Annotated in this window: 14 protein-coding genes; 12 read left to right on the top strand and 2 right to left on the bottom strand. The window is 67.7% G+C overall.

Annotated features, from left to right (window positions below; genetic code table 11):
• From ASF06_RS06850 to cls, 8 genes are all read left to right on the top strand, one after another.
• On the top strand, positions 1-537 hold the full coding sequence (locus ASF06_RS06850) for a PH domain-containing protein (RefSeq protein WP_055944974.1): 537 nt from the start codon (positions 1-3) through the stop codon (positions 535-537).
• Entirely contained in the window at positions 534-2,123 is a 1,590-nt protein-coding gene (locus ASF06_RS06845; protein WP_055944966.1) for a PH domain-containing protein, read from the top strand. The genes ASF06_RS06850 and ASF06_RS06845 overlap by 4 nt, the downstream gene beginning before the upstream one ends.
• Positions 2,120-2,848: a Rossmann-like and DUF2520 domain-containing protein gene (locus ASF06_RS06840; RefSeq protein WP_055944962.1), complete on the top strand. Its 729-nt coding sequence runs from the start codon at positions 2,120-2,122 to the stop codon at positions 2,846-2,848. The genes ASF06_RS06845 and ASF06_RS06840 overlap by 4 nt, the downstream gene beginning before the upstream one ends.
• A 96-nt stretch (positions 2,849-2,944) precedes the next feature.
• Entirely contained in the window at positions 2,945-3,829 is an 885-nt protein-coding gene (gene panC / locus ASF06_RS06835) for a pantoate--beta-alanine ligase (RefSeq protein WP_055944957.1), read from the top strand.
• Positions 3,830-3,958: 129 nt separating this feature from the next.
• Positions 3,959-5,470, top strand: coding sequence for a lysine--tRNA ligase (lysS, locus tag ASF06_RS06830; protein WP_055944947.1), 1,512 nt, complete (start codon positions 3,959-3,961; stop codon positions 5,468-5,470).
• A gap of 10 nt (positions 5,471-5,480) precedes the next feature.
• Positions 5,481-5,642, top strand: a complete 162-nt coding sequence (locus tag ASF06_RS19825; RefSeq protein ID WP_200920329.1) for a hypothetical protein — start codon at positions 5,481-5,483, stop codon at positions 5,640-5,642.
• 60 nt (positions 5,643-5,702) lie between these two features.
• Positions 5,703-5,900 (top strand): hypothetical protein, encoded by a 198-nt coding sequence (locus tag ASF06_RS06825; RefSeq protein ID WP_055926899.1) that lies wholly within the window; start codon positions 5,703-5,705, stop codon positions 5,898-5,900.
• Between the two features lie 100 nt (positions 5,901-6,000).
• Positions 6,001-7,464 (top strand): cardiolipin synthase, encoded by a 1,464-nt coding sequence (gene cls, locus ASF06_RS06820; RefSeq protein WP_055928114.1) that lies wholly within the window; start codon positions 6,001-6,003, stop codon positions 7,462-7,464.
• Between the two features lie 16 nt (positions 7,465-7,480).
• Here the strand turns inward: cls and ASF06_RS06815 are convergent, their stop codons facing one another.
• Entirely contained in the window at positions 7,481-8,509 is a 1,029-nt protein-coding gene (locus tag ASF06_RS06815; RefSeq protein ID WP_055944933.1) for a pirin family protein, read from the bottom strand.
• A gap of 73 nt (positions 8,510-8,582) precedes the next feature.
• On the opposite strand from ASF06_RS06815, the gene ASF06_RS06810 reads away from it, so the two are divergent.
• The gene (locus ASF06_RS06810) at positions 8,583-9,104 is read left to right on the top strand and encodes a DUF6609 family protein (RefSeq protein ID WP_055944925.1); all 522 of its coding nucleotides are present in this window, start codon (positions 8,583-8,585) and stop codon (positions 9,102-9,104) included.
• A 78-nt stretch (positions 9,105-9,182) separates the two neighbouring features.
• On the opposite strand, the gene ASF06_RS06805 is transcribed toward ASF06_RS06810, so the two are convergent.
• Positions 9,183-10,076, bottom strand: a complete 894-nt coding sequence (locus ASF06_RS06805) for a glucose 1-dehydrogenase (protein WP_055944922.1) — start codon at positions 10,074-10,076, stop codon at positions 9,183-9,185.
• Between the two features lie 214 nt (positions 10,077-10,290).
• Here ASF06_RS06805 and ASF06_RS06800 point away from each other — a divergent pair, with 214 nt between their 5' ends.
• The 3 genes from ASF06_RS06800 (at position 10,291) to pnuC (ending at position 14,217) form a co-directional block, all read left to right on the top strand.
• Positions 10,291-12,819 carry an ATP-dependent Clp protease ATP-binding subunit gene (locus ASF06_RS06800; protein WP_055926908.1) on the top strand — a complete coding sequence of 843 codons (2,529 nt, stop codon included), beginning with the start codon at positions 10,291-10,293 and terminating at the stop codon, positions 12,817-12,819.
• 107 nt (positions 12,820-12,926) lie between these two features.
• Positions 12,927-13,439 (top strand): hypothetical protein, encoded by a 513-nt coding sequence (locus tag ASF06_RS06795; protein WP_055944918.1) that lies wholly within the window; start codon positions 12,927-12,929, stop codon positions 13,437-13,439.
• Positions 13,440-13,524: 85 nt separating this feature from the next.
• Positions 13,525-14,217, top strand: a complete 693-nt coding sequence (gene pnuC, locus ASF06_RS06790; protein ID WP_055944916.1) for a nicotinamide riboside transporter PnuC — start codon at positions 13,525-13,527, stop codon at positions 14,215-14,217.
• The last annotated feature ends 13 nt before the right edge of the window (positions 14,218-14,230 follow it).

Below are 14,230 nucleotides of genomic sequence, written 5' to 3'. Positions count from 1 at the left end.
ATGTCCGACCACTCGAACGACGCCGTTCCCCTCGACCCCGAACGGGTCGGCTCGAAGCGGGTCGAGGTCGGCGGCGACTGGCGTCGCGTGAGCCGCAAGTACATCGGCGTCGAACTCGTCGGTGTGGCGCTGTTCGGGCTCGTCGCGATCGGCGCGACGCTCGTCTTCTCGCTGACGCGGTGGTTCGCCCAGCCCCTCGGCTGGATCCTCGTCGGCGCGGCCGTCGTGACCACCCTCGTGATGTTCGCTGTCGCGCCGCGTCGCGTGCGCTCGATCGGCTACCAGCTTCGCGACGACGATCTCCTCTTCCGGCGCGGCATCATGTTCCACCGCGTCGTCTCGGTTCCCTACGGACGCATGCAGCTGATCGACATCAACCGCGGCCCGGTGGCCCGGTTCCTCGGACTCGCCGAACTGCGGTTCGTCACCGCGGCGGCGGCGACCGGCGTCACGATCCCCGGGCTCGTCGACAGCGACGCCGACGCCCTCCGCGACACTCTCGTCTCCCTCGCCGAAACGCGGCGGGCGGGGCTGTGACCGAGCCCGTCGCTCCGCCGCTGCCCGGCGGCGGAGAGTGGCTGCGGCTCCACCCGGCGACGCCTCTGCTCAAAGGGGGAATCGCCCTCATCGCGGTGATCGGCTTCATCCTCGCGAACGTGCGGGAGCGTCTCATCGAGGCGTTCGTGGGCGGTCCGGACGGCGGCGACCTGATCGAGGAGCTCTACCTGCGCGGGCACCTCGGCTGGGCGATCGCGATCGTGCTCGGCGCCCTGCTGCTCGGCGTCGTGGCGTTCTTCCTGTCGTGGCGCATGCACACGTATCGCATCAACGACGAGGCGGTCGAGGTGCGCAGTGGCATCCTCTTCCGCACCCACCGACAGGCCCGCCTCGATCGCATCCAGGGCATCGCCATCACGCGGCCGTTCATCGCTCGACTCTTCGGTGCCGCCCGGCTCGAGCTGAGCGTCGCCGGGCAGGACGCGAAGGTGCAGCTCGCCTACCTCAAGGGCAGCGACGTCGATCGGCTGCGCCACGACATCCTGATGCTCGCGTCGGCTCGCAGGGCAGAAGAGGGCGTCGCGCCGGGTACGAGGGCGGGCGGTGCCGCCGGGTCGCCGGATGCCGCGGGGCCGGATTCGCTCATCGGCCGGCGGGTCACGGAACTGCTGGCTCCCGAGCTCGACCCCCAGGAGGCTCCGCCGGAGTCGGTGGTGCGCATCTCGCCCCTGAGGCTCGCCGGTTCGCTGCTCGCCAGCGGCGCCACGCTGTTCGTGCTGCTCGTCGCCGTCGTCCTGATCGTCGTGACGGCGACCGGCCGCGAGCTCGGATTCCTCTTCCTCTTCGTTCCCGCCTTCATCGGTGGCGCCGGGTACTACGTGCGCAAGGTCACGCGCTCGCTGCGGTTCTCGATCGCGGCGACTCCCGACGGGGTGCGCGTCGGCTACGGGCTGCTCACGACGTCGAACGACACGCTTCCGCCCGGGCGCATCCACGCGATCGAGGTCTACCAGCCGTTGCTCTGGCGCCCCTTCGACTGGTGGGCCATCCGCATCAACAGGGCCGGACACGCGTCGAGCGGCTCGGGCAGCCAGCCCGCCACGACCATGCTCCCGGTGGGCACGCGCGGCGACGTCGACAAGGTGCTCGGCCTGCTGCTGCCGGGGCTGGCGAGTGCCGACACCCGGCACCTCATCCTGGCCGGAATGGTCTCCTCGGGGCCGACGCCCGGATTCGCGGTCGACTTCGTTCCGGCCCCCCGGCGCGCACGATGGCTGCGCCCGTTCTCGTGGCGTCGCACCGGCTACGCCCTCGCGGGCGACACCGTTCTGCTGCGCAAGGGTCTCGTGTGGCGACAACTCGTCGCCGTGCCGGCGGCACGCATCCAGAGCCTGCATCTCGACCAGGGCCCTCTGGCGCGCGCCCTCGATCTCTGCACGCTGACGCTCGACACGGTCGCCGGGCCCGTGTCCGCGTCGCTGTCGGTGCTCGACCGGGCAGGGTCGCTCTTTGCGTTCGACGCCATCAGCCGCGCGGCGACGGCCGCGGGCGCACTCGAAGACGGATCGCAGCGCATCGCGCTGCCCGCCGAGCCCCAGCCACCACGACCGGAGAGCGATCGATGAACCCCGCAGAACGAAGTGGACGCCTCGGTATCGGCATCATCGGTGCCGGACGCGTCGGACCGGTGCTCGGAGCGGCGCTGGCCGGCGCCGGGCACGCCCTCGTGGGAGTCGCTGCGATCTCCGAGGAGAGCCGCGAACGCGCCGACGCGATGCTTCCCGGGGTGCCGATCCTCGAGATCCCGCAGCTCATCGAACGCAGCGAGCTCGTCATCCTCGCCGTTCCCGAATCGGAGCTCGCCGGGCTCGTGCAGGGCCTCGCGGTGACTCGCACCTGGCAGGCGGGGCAGCTCGTGATGCATACGGCTCCCGGCGTCGGCGTGAGCGTGCTCGCTCCCGCCCTGGCCCAGGGTGCCATTCCTCTGGCCGTGCACCCGGCGATGCAGTTCACCGGTTCGAGCGTCGACATCGCCCGGCTCGTCGGCACCTGGTTCGCGGTCACCGCGCCCGCACCCGTGCTTCCGATCGGGCAGGCCCTGGTCGTCGAGATGGGCGGCGAGCCGGTCGTCGTCGCCGAGAAGGATCGCGCGGCCTATGCCGAGGCCATCGAGACGGCCACGTCGTTCTCGAGCGCCATCGTCGACCAGGCCACGGGGCTGCTGTCGTCGATTGGCGTCCCCGCTCCCGGGCTCGTGCTGGGGCCTCTCGTGAGGTCGGCGGTCGAGAATGCTCTTCACCGTGCCCGTGGCGACGACGCGGCGGCGCCGTTCGACTCCATCGGCGGCTGAGGTCTTCAGGTCGGGCATCGAGGCCGCGGCGAGGCACTAGCATCAAGGGTGGCGGCGAGCGGAACCTGCGCCCGTCGTCTTGAGTAAGGAGTCCCGGTGACCGAAGTAGCCGATTCGATCGCGGGCGTTCGAGCCCTGATCAGCGAGTCGAGGGCCGCCCTTGTCGCCGCGGGAATCTCCGAGCCGAAGGTCTCGCTCGTTCCCACGATGGGCGCGCTCCACGATGGGCATCTGGCCCTCGTGGCGAGTGCGCGCGAACGGGGACACATCGTCGTGGTCTCCGTCTTTGTGAACCCCACCCAGTTCTCGGCCTCCGAGGACCTGCAGCGCTACCCGCGCGACCTCGACTCCGACATCGCCATTCTCGACTCGGTCGCTCGCCCGAGCGACAGCGCCACCATCGTCTTCGCGCCCTCGGTCGACGAGATGTACCCGAAGGGTCCGACGCAGACCACGGTCACGGCGGGCCGTTCCGGGGCGACGTTCGAGGGCAGAAGCCGCGCCGGTCACTTCGACGGCGTGCTCACCGTGGTGGCGAAGCTGCTCAACATCGTGTCGCCCGACACCGTATTCTTCGGTCGCAAGGATGCGCAGCAGGCGTTCCTCGTGGGCCGCATGATCGCCGACCTCGACTTCGCCACGGCGATCGAGGTCGTCGAGACTGTTCGCGAAGACGACGGCCTCGCGCTGTCGAGCCGCAACCGCTTCCTCGACGAGAAGGAGCGCCGCGCATCCCTCGTTCTCTCGCACATGCTCGAGGCCGCCGAATCCGCCGCAGACCGGGGTATCGACACGGTCATCGCTGCGGCGCAGTCGGTGGCGATGGGCGAGCCGCTCGTGCAGGTCGACTACCTGGCCGTCGTCGACCCGGCAACGTTCCTGCCCGTCGACGACGACTTCCGCGGACGGTCGATCGTGCTCGTCGCGGCCCGCGTGGGCACGACGCGACTGATCGACAACGAGACCATCTACTTGGGCTGAGCGTCGAGCTATCCGCTCCCATCCGGTCCATCCGCGCACGGACAACCGGCAGCGGTTGCGCCGATGAGGGGCGGATGCGACGCGGTCGTTGGGTAAACTCTGAGGCGACACGAGGAGAGATTCGCCCGCATGAGTGACGCACCCACCCACAGCCAGCTGACCGATGACGAACAGCGGGCCGAGGTCGCGGAACAGAAGCTCGTGCGCTTGGCCAAGCGCGACCGACTGATCGCATCCGGTGCCGAGGCCTACCCCGTCACCGTTCCCGTCACCACGACGATCCCCGCCCTGCGCGAGAAGTACGGCGACCTCGTGGCCGACGACACGACCGGCGACATCGTCGGCGTCGCAGGCCGCATCGTGTTCGCCCGCAACACCGGCAAGCTCTGCTTCGCCTCGCTCCAGTCGGGCGACGGCAGTCGAATCCAGGCCATGGTGTCGCTCGCCCAGGTGGGCGAGGAGTCGCTCGCCGAGTGGAAGGAACTCGTCGACCTCGGCGACCACGTCTTCGTGTCGGGCGAGGTCATCTCGTCGCGACGCGGAGAGCTGTCGATCATGGTCGCCGACTGGCAGATCGCGTCGAAGGCCCTGCTGCCGCTGCCCAACCTGCACTCCGAGCTCAGCGAGGAGACGCGGGTGCGCAGCCGCTACCTCGACCTGATCGTGCGCGACCAGGCCCGACAGGTCGTGCGCACGCGGGCCAAGGCCGTGGCCTCGTTGCGGCAGACGTTCGCCGAGCGCGACTACATCGAGGTCGAGACCCCGATGCTGCAGACCATGCACGGCGGCGCGTCCGCCCGGCCCTTCGCCACCCACAGCAACGCGTTCGACACCGAGCTGTTCCTGCGCATCGCGCCCGAGCTGTTCCTCAAGCGCGCCGTCGTCGGCGGCATCGATCGCGTCTTCGAGATCAACCGCAACTTCCGCAACGAGGGCGCGGACTCCACGCACTCGCCCGAGTTCGCCATGCTCGAGTCGTACGAGGCCTACGGCGACTACAACACCATGGCCGACCTCACCCAGACCCTGATCCAGAACGCCGCGCTCGCGGTGGCAGGCTCGCACGTCGTGACCTGGGCCGACGGCACCGAGTTCGACCTCGGTGGGCAGTGGGACCGCATCAGCATGTACGGGTCGTTGTCGGATGCGGCCGGAATCGCCATCTCACCTGAGACGCCCGTCGACGAACTTCAGGCGCTCGCCGACCGCGAGGGCGTCGAGGTGCACCTGCCGAACCACGGCAAGCTCGTCGAGGAGCTGTGGGAGCACTTCGTGAAGGGCGGGCTCACGAGCCCCACGTTCGTCATGGACTTCCCGCTCGAGACCAGCCCGCTCACCCGCGCGCACCGCTCGATCCCCGGAGTTGTCGAGAAATGGGACCTCTACATCAACGGCTTCGAGTTGGCCACCGCCTACTCCGAGCTCGTCGACCCCGTCATTCAGAGGGAGCGCTTCGTTGCGCAGGCGAAGCAGGGGGCGGCCGGCGACGTCGAGGCGATGCGCCTCGACGAGGAGTTCCTGCGTGCCCTCGAGTTCGGCATGCCGCCGTCCGGCGGCCTGGGCATGGGCATCGACCGGCTGCTCATGGCTCTCACCGGTCTCGGCATCCGCGAGACCATCCTCTTCCCGCTGGTCAAGTAGGGTCGGCACCATGAGCTTCTTCGGCGGCAACAAGAATCCCCTCGACGACGACAAGAAGAAAAAGCCGGGCGAGGTCAGCAACTCCCGCCTGCTGGTGTGGATCGTGGTCGGCGGCGTCGCGCTCTATCTGATCGGCACCGGGGTCTACGGCATCATCACCAAGGGCGGCTGAGTCGGCTGACGGATCAGCGCCCGGGCCCCTGCACGGCCACGGCTGCTAAACTCGGCGATCATGGATGACATTCTCGCCGGGCTGGGCGCCCTCGCCCCCACAGTGCTCGTCGGGCTCGTCTTCTGGCTCGTGATGTTCGTGATCCTCCGCGCCGACAAGCACGAGCGCCGTGCCTTCTCGAAGATCGAGGCCGAAGAGCGCGCCAAGCTCGCCGCGGCGCAGGACGCGCCCGCGGGCGCCGGTTCGCCACGCTCCTGAACCGCTCGTCCCACCGACGGTTCTGACGAACCCTCACCCTCTCTCCGACACGCTACGGTTGTCGTCGGGGCAGTAGTCGAGGGGAGCCCGGGTGTTCGGAATCAGTGCGGTGGGCTGGGTTCTGATCTTCGGCGTGCTCATCGATTTTCTCGTGCGCGTCACGGCCATCATCGTCGTGCCCCGCAACCGACGCCCGGCCACCGCGGTGGCCTGGCTCATGGCCATCTTCTTCTTGCCTTACATCGGCGTTCTCACCTTTCTGCTCATCGGCAGCTACAAACTGCCCAAGAAGAGGCGTGACAAGCAGCAGGCGATCAACCAGTTCATCCTCGAGACGACCGAGGGCATCGACCTGGTCACCAAGAACCACGCGTGGCCGCCGTGGCTCGAGTCCGTGGTCGAACTCAATCGCAACCTCGGCGCGATGCCCCTCGTCGGCGGCAACAACGCCAGTCTCATCGGCGACTACGCCGCGTCGATCGCGGCCATGGCGGCCGACGTGGGCAAGGCCCGTCGCTACGTGCACGTCGAGTTCTACATCATGTCGTACGACACGGCCTCGGAGGCGTTCTTCGACGCCCTGGGAGCCGCGGTCAAGCGCGGCGTGACCGTGCGCGTGCTGCTCGACCACATCGCATCCATCAGGTCGCCGCACCACCGCAGGACGACGAGAAAACTCACCGACCTCGGGGTGCAGTGGTCGTTCATGCTGCCCGTGCAGCCCCTGCGCGGCAAGTACCAGCGGCCCGACCTGCGCAATCACCGCAAGCTCCTCATCATCGACGGCAAGATCGGGTACATGGGGTCGCAGAACATGATCGACCGCAGCTACAACAAGCGCGGCAACATCCGTCGCGGCCTCAAGTGGCAAGACCTCATGACGCGACTCGACGGCCCGATCGTCGCCGGCCTCAACGCCATCTTCATCACCGACTGGTACAGCGAGACCAACGAGCTGCTGATGCGCGAGACCGACCCGATCACCCCCGACGTCATCGAGGAGGCTCCCGACTCGCTCGACTGCCAGGTCGTCCCGTCGGGCCCGGGCTTCGAGGGCGAGAACAACCTCAGGCTCTTCCTCGCGCTTCTCTACTACGCGCAGACCCGCATCATCGTGACCAGCCCGTACTTCGTGCCCGACGAGGCGATGCTCTACGCCATCACCACCGCCACGCAGCGCGGCGTCGAGGTCGAGCTGTTCGTGTCGGAGATCGGCGACCAGGGTCTGGTCTACCACGCCCAGCGCTCGTACTACGAGGCGCTGCTGCGGGCGGGCGTGCGCATCTACATGTACCGGGCCCCGTACATTTTGCACGCCAAGCACTTCACGATCGACGACGATGTGGCCGTGATCGGCTCGAGCAACATGGACATGCGCTCGTTCAGCCTCAACATGGAGGTCTCGCTGATGGTGCGCGGCCGATCGTTCGTGACCGAGATGCGCGCCATCGAAGACGGCTACCGCAAGCTCAGCCGCGAGCTCACCCTCGACGACTGGCTGACGCAGCCGCTGCGATCGACGATCCTCGACAACCTGGCCCGCCTCACGAGCGCCCTGCAGTAGAGCGCCCGGCAGTAGCTCAGCGGCGTCGGGGCAGCAGCCGCACCGTCGGCAGTTCGGGCGCGGGCAGGGGCGAGCCGGTGTAGCGGTGACCATCACGGTCGCCGTGGTCGCCGTGCGTGCTGGTGAAGCGCGGGCTCTGCGCATCCGGTTCGCCCTGGCCGATAGCCTCGGCCTGCCAGGCGGTGCGGTACTCCACGATCTCCTCGTGGGTGCGCCCCACGAAGTTCCACCACATGACGATCTGCTCGCCGAACGGCTCGCCGCCGATCAGAACGAGTCGCGCGTCGTCGTCGCCCGTCTCGATGGTCAGACCGGATGCGCCGGTCTCGACGAAGGCGAGCTCGGTTCGGGCGACGTGCGTGCCGTCGATGGTGACGGAGCCGGTGTCGACAAGGACTCCGTGCTCGTCGAGCGGATCGATCGGAAGCGTGATGCGGGTGTGCCGCGGAATGTCGAGCTGTGCCGCGACGATGCGGGAGAAGGTCGTGGCCTGAGCGGTGACGCCGGCCACGGTGCCGAAGAACACGGCGATGCGGGCTCCGTCGAGGTCGGTGACGACGGCGTCGTGGCTCTCGAAGAAGGGCGCGACGTGTCGGGACGCGTCGGGGAGGGCGAGCCAGAGCTGCACGCCGTGCAGAAGAGTGGTGTTCTCGGTCGACACCTCGGAATGGCTGATGCCGCGCCCGGCCGTCATGAGATGAAGCTCCGAAGGCCGGATGAAGGCATGGCTGCCCACGCTGTCGCGGTGCTCGATCTCGCCGTCGAAGAGCCAGCTCACGGTCTGCAGGCCGGTGTGCGGATGCGGCGGCACGACCATGCCCGCGCCCGTGCGCACATCGGTGGGACCGTAGTGGTCGACGAAGCACCAGGCCCCGATCATGCTGCGCTCTCTGCTCGGCAGCGTTCGGTGCACGGTCATCGCGCGAGGGCCACCGAGGGGGACCTCGCGGGGAGCCAGGATGGTGACGCGTCGCGGTTCGGCACCGAGGAGTTCCTCGTCGTCTCCGATGAGGAGCTCATCCGGATGCTTCTCGAGGTTGCTCACAGCAGGAATCCTATGCCTCGATGCGCCCGTATCGACCGCTGGTGCCGGATGCGCCGCCCTGTCAGCATGGAGCATGGACTTCCTGGCGAACAGCCCAGAGCTTTTTCCGCTGATGCGCGGAGGCGGGGCCTTTCTCGTCGCCGTCGGGCTCGGCATCCTGGTCGGCAGCCTGGGCTCACGGCGCTTCCGCATCGTGTCGCTCATTGCGGGCGCCGCGTTGGGTGTCGTGGTGATGGGCGTGGGCGGCGCGACCAAGGTCATCTTCGACGGCATCGGTTACCCCGAGTGGTGGCAGTGGGCCGTCCTCGGCGTCGCGTTCCTCGCCGAGGGGTATCTCGTCAATGTGGTGGTCGAGAAGAATCCCGATCGGGACTCCCGAGAGTTCTGGATGTGGATGCTGTTCGTCGTGGGCGCGCACTTCCTGGTGCTGACCGCCAGCCACGGCCCGATCTGCGGCGCCCTCGGCCTCGTGTGCATGGCGAACGCGTTGATCGGGCTGCGCAGTAAGAAGGTTCCGTTTCGTGCGTTCTGGGCGATAGACGGGGTGCTGAAGATCGCGGCCGGCACGGGGATGGTCGCGGTGAGCTACGCCTGACGAACGGAGCAGGCCCAGGGAACGGATCGTTCCCTGGGCCTGTCGCGTCGTTCCCTGAGCCCGTCGAAGGGCCTGCCGTTACGGCGTGGGCATGCCGCCGTTCACGTTGAGCGTCTCGCCAATGACGTAGCTCGACTCGGGCGAGGCCAGGAAGACATACGCCGGAGCGAGCTCGGCGGGCTGTCCCCAGCGGCCGAGCGGGGTCTGCTCGCCGACGTCGGGCAGCTTCTCGGGCGGCTGGCCACCCGCGGTCTGCAGGGGAGTCCAGATCGGCCCGGGCGCCACGACGTTGACGCGGATGCCCTTGGGTGCGAGCTGCTGGGCCAGCGCCTTCGAGAACGCGTTGATCGAAGCCTTGGTGGTGGCGTAGTCGACCAGCATCTCGCTGGGCGAATAGCCCTGGATCGACGAGGTGTTGATGATGGTCGATCCGGCACCGAGGTGGGGGAGGGCGGCCTTGGTGATCCAGAACATCGCGTAGACGTTGGTCTTGAACGTCTCGTCGAACTGCTCGTCGGAGATCTCGTCGAGGGACTCGCGGAACTGCTGCTTGCCCGCGTTGTTCACGAGGATGTCGAGACCGCCCAGGCCGTCGACGGCCTGAGCCACGAGGTCGCGGCAGAACGCGGAGTCGACGATGTCGCCGGGGATGGCAACAGCTGTGCGGCCCTCGGCCTCGATCAGCTCGACGACGCGCTTCGCGTCGGTCTCCTCCTCGGGCAGGTAGGAGATGGCCACGTCGGCGCCCTCGCGGGCATAGGCGATCGCGACGGCGGCTCCGATGCCGGAGTCGCCTCCCGTGATGAGGGCCTTGCGGCCGGTGAGGCGACCGGTGCCCCGGTAGCTCTTCTCGCCGCGGTCGGCCGTGTCGTCGAGGTTCGCGTCGAGACCGGCGCCCTCCTGGTACTGCGCTTTCGTGTCGATGTCGGCGAACATCTTCGTGGGGTCCTGGAGTGTGTACTGATCAGTCATGTCTCAAGGCTAGGTCGGCCGTGCGAGTCGGCCGGGGGCGGTTGCGCAGTCGTGGCGAGCGTGTTTCACTCCCGCACGGTGCGGTCTCCGGCCCGACCGGGCACGAGGCGGTGCCCAGTCACGCCTAGGGCGAACAGAGCAGTATTCGCGTCCGACGCTGATTAGCATCAGTACATCGAGCGCCATCCCTGCCCTGGCGTTCAAGGAGACAGACATGTTTGAGAGATTTACCGACCGAGCTCGCCGCGTCGTCGTTTTGGCCCAAGAAGAGGCCAAGATGCTCAACCACAACTACATCGGCACCGAGCACATCCTGCTCGGACTCATCCACGAGGGAGAGGGCGTCGCCGCTAAGGCACTCGAGTCGCTCAATATCTCGCTCGATGCGGTTCGCGAGCAGGTTCAAGACATCATCGGCCAGGGCCAGCAGCAGCCCACCGGCCACATCCCGTTCACCCCGCGTGCCAAGAAGGTGCTCGAGCTCTCGCTGCGCGAGGCCCTGCAGCTCGGCCACAACTACATCGGCACCGAGCACATCCTGCTCGGGCTCATCCGCGAGGGCGAGGGCGTCGCAGCCCAGGTTCTCGTGAAGCTCGGCGCAGACCTCAACCGGGTGCGCCAGCAGGTCATCCAGCTCCTCTCTGGCTACCAGGGCAAGGAGCAGGTCGCCGTTGGCGGAAACGACGCCACTCCCGACAAGGGTTCGCAGGTTCTCGACCAGTTCGGTCGCAACCTCACCCAGGCCGCGCGCGACAGCAAGCTCGACCCCGTGATCGGGCGCGAGAAGGAGATCGAGCGGGTCATGCAGATCCTGTCCCGCCGCTCCAAGAACAACCCGGTTCTCATCGGAGAGCCCGGCGTCGGCAAGACGGCCGTCGTCGAGGGCCTCGCCCAGGCGATCGTCAAGGGCGATGTTCCCGAGACGCTGAAAGACAAGCAGCTCTACTCGCTCGACCTCGGCTCGCTCATCGCCGGAAGCCGCTACCGCGGTGACTTCGAGGAGCGCCTGAAGAAGGTCACCAAAGAGATCCGCACGCGCGGCGACATCATCGTCTTCATCGACGAGATCCACACCCTGGTGGGTGCGGGTGCCGCAGAGGGCGCCATCGACGCCGCGTCGATCCTGAAGCCGCTGCTCGCCCGAGGCGAGCTGCAGACCATCGGTGCGACCACGCTCGACGAGTACCGCAAGCACTTCGAAAAGGATGCGGCTCTCGAGCGCCGCTTCCAGCCCATTCAGGTGGCCGAGCCTTCGCTGGCTCACACGATCAACATCCTGAAGGGCCTGCGCGACAAGTACGAGGCCTTCCACAAGGTCTCGATCACCGACGGCGCCATCGTCTCGGCGGCCAACCTGGCCGACCGCTACGTCGCCGACCGCTTCCTGCCCGACAAGGCGATCGACCTGATCGACGAGGCCGGCGCCCGCCTGCGCCTGTCGATCCTGTCGGCCCCGCCGGAGCTGCGCGAGTTCGACGAGCGCATCGCCGGGGTCCGCGGCCAGAAAGAGGCCGCGATCGAAGACCAGGACTTCGAGAAGGCGGCCAGCCTGCGCGACGAGGAGAAGAACCTCCTCGGCGAGCGCCTGCGCCTCGAGAAGCAGTGGAAGTCGGGCGACGTCAAGACATCCGGAATCGTCGACGAGGGCCTGATCGCCGAGGTGCTCGCCCAGGCCACCGGCATCCCCGTTTTCAAGCTCACCGAAGAGGAGTCCTCGCGGCTCGTCTTCATGGAGCGCGCCCTGCACCAGCGCGTCATCGGTCAGGAGCAGGCCATCGAGGCCCTCTCCCGCACGATCCGCCGCACCCGTGCCGGTCTGAAAGACCCGAAGCGCCCCTCGGGCTCGTTCATCTTCGCCGGCCCCACCGGTGTCGGTAAGACCGAGCTCGCCAAGGCGCTCGCCGAGTTCCTGTTCGACGACGAAGACGCCCTGATCTCCCTCGACATGTCGGAGTACGGCGAGAAGCACACGGTGTCGCGACTGTTCGGTGCTCCTCCCGGATTCGTCGGCTTCGAAGAGGGCGGGCAGCTCACCGAGAAGGTGCGCCGCAAGCCGTTCAGCGTGGTGCTGTTCGACGAGATCGAAAAGGCTCACCCCGACATCTTCAACTCGCTCCTCCAGATTCTTGAAGAGGGGCGCCTGACCGATGGCCAGGGTCGTGTCGTCGACTTCAAGAACACGGTCATCATCATGACCACGAACCTCGGAACGAAGGGCATCTCTGGCGCTCCGATCGGCTTCCAGAGCGACAGCAACGTCGAGACCACCTACGAGCGCATGAAGGCGAAGGTGAACGAGGAGCTCAAGCGTCACTTCAAGCCCGAGTTCCTCAACCGCGTCGACGACACCATCGTGTTCCCGCAGCTGTCGAAGGGCGAGCTGCTGCAGATCGTCGATCTGTTCATCAAGCGCCTGCGCGACCGCCTGCTCGACCGCGACCTGTCGATCGAGCTCACGCAGTCGGCCAAGGAGCGCCTCATCGAGGTCGGCTTCGATCCCACGCTGGGAGCACGACCGCTGCGTCGCGCGATCCAGAACGAGGTCGAAGACCGCCTCTCCGAGCGCATCCTGCACGGCGAGCTCAACGCGGGCGACCACGTGCACGTCGACTTCATCGGCACCGAGTTCGTGTTCACCACGAGCCGTCGCCCCGGTGTCGACGACGAGCTGGCGCCCGCCGGCGAGATCGCGGCCTCCTCGGCGGCCGCGGCCGCATCCACGGGCCCGACCGACGCTCTCTAAGAGATAACTGCAGCGAACGCGAATGCCGCGTTCCGATGCCCCCACGGGCATCGGAACGCGGCATTCCACGTTTAAGACACAGCCCGATGAGTCCCTACACTGGGCGCATGCCGAGCTCTGTGCAGTTGCGCTACTACCCCGCTCGCCGGATCCTGGTTCGCGGGCATCCCGCGGAGATTCTCAGTACGGTGGCCGGAGTGTTCGTCGGCCGAGGGTTCCACCCCGCGACCGCCATCGACGAGTCGACCATCGAGCTGGAGATCGGCTCGGCGGCCCGTGAGTTCTGGCTCAGCGGCTCGATCCTGGCCGACGCTGCACGGTTGATTCTCCCGCCCCGGGCCAGGGCGCTGGTCGTGCACGGTTTCGCCGTCGCCCAGGTGATTCCGTCGGAGCAGGCCGACGCAGACCATCCCGAGACCTGGCTCACCGTCTCGGCTGTCAGCGGCCTCGAGACCCACAGCGACGTCGTCGACGCCGTCGAGCACTGCATGGCCGGCTTCGCGAGCGTCGGCCTGCTGCTGGATGCGGGCGAACCTGTCAGCGCCCTCGAGTTTCCCGCCGATTCGGTCTGCCATCCGAAGGGCTTCCGCGCGTGGCGGCGAAAGCCGCGGCGTGGCTGAGCGTGAGGGGCGCCGAGAGGGAATGGCGCGCATGCCTCTGGCGTTGTGTCGCTGTGGCCCACCGGTCTGAGAGAGAAGGCGCACCGTGGATGTTCTGAACTGGCTGTTCAACGCACAGCTGCACATCGGCGACCAGACGATCCTGTGGCGTGAGGTTCTCGGCAACGTGTTCGGGCTGCTCAGCGCGCTGGGCGGGATGCGACGCAAGGTCTGGGCATGGCCGGTCGGCATCGTGGGCAACGCCCTTCTCTTCACCGTCTTCCTCGGCGCCGTGTTCGGCACCCCCAATCCGGTGAACCTCCTCGGCCAGGCCGGTCGGCAGGTGATGTTCATCGTCGTGTCGATCTACGGCTGGGTGCGCTGGCAGCAGGCGAAGCACGACGGCGGAGCAGCGGTGAGCCCGCAGTGGGCCGGGTGGAAGAACAGGATCTGGCTTGTGGTGGCCTTGGTCGGCGGCACGGCGATCGTGACGCCTGTGTTCCAACTGCTCGGGTCGTACGAGCCCGTCTGGGCCGACGCATGGATCTTCGTGGGCTCGCTGCTCGCGACCTACGGCATGGCCAAGGGCTGGGTCGAGTTCTGGCTGATCTGGGTGGCCGTCGACCTCGTCGGCGTTCCACTGCTCGTGTCTGCCGGGTACTACGCCTCGGCGTTCATGTACGTGTTCTACGGAGCCTTCACGATCGTGGGCTTCATCGTCTGGGCACGCATTCGTCGGGGCGAGAAGCTCACGATCGAGACTCGTTTTCCCGATCCCACCGTGCACACCGAGTCGTGACCGGCGACGGATC

Source organism: Agreia sp. Leaf244 (assembly GCF_001422695.1).
Lineage (GTDB): Bacteria > Actinomycetota > Actinomycetes > Actinomycetales > Microbacteriaceae > Agreia.
Note: the sequence above shows the minus strand (reverse complement) of the source record. Positions and strands in the feature narration are given on the sequence as shown.

Coding starts and splice junctions, on each gene's coding strand:
- ASF06_RS06850 (WP_055944974.1), top strand. CDS start 1: ATGTCCGACCACTCGAACGACGCCGTTCCCCTCGACCCCGAACGGGTC.
- ASF06_RS06840 (WP_055944962.1), top strand. CDS start 2,120: ATGAACCCCGCAGAACGAAGTGGACGCCTCGGTATCGGCATCATCGGT.
- lysS (WP_055944947.1), top strand. CDS start 3,959: ATGAGTGACGCACCCACCCACAGCCAGCTGACCGATGACGAACAGCGG.
- ASF06_RS19825 (WP_200920329.1), top strand. CDS start 5,481: ATGAGCTTCTTCGGCGGCAACAAGAATCCCCTCGACGACGACAAGAAG.
- ASF06_RS06825 (WP_055926899.1), top strand. CDS start 5,703: ATGGATGACATTCTCGCCGGGCTGGGCGCCCTCGCCCCCACAGTGCTC.
- ASF06_RS06810 (WP_055944925.1), top strand. CDS start 8,583: ATGGACTTCCTGGCGAACAGCCCAGAGCTTTTTCCGCTGATGCGCGGA.
- ASF06_RS06805 (WP_055944922.1), bottom strand. CDS start 10,076: ATGACTGATCAGTACACACTCCAGGACCCCACGAAGATGTTCGCCGAC.
- ASF06_RS06800 (WP_055926908.1), top strand. CDS start 10,291: ATGTTTGAGAGATTTACCGACCGAGCTCGCCGCGTCGTCGTTTTGGCC.
- ASF06_RS06795 (WP_055944918.1), top strand. CDS start 12,927: ATGCCGAGCTCTGTGCAGTTGCGCTACTACCCCGCTCGCCGGATCCTG.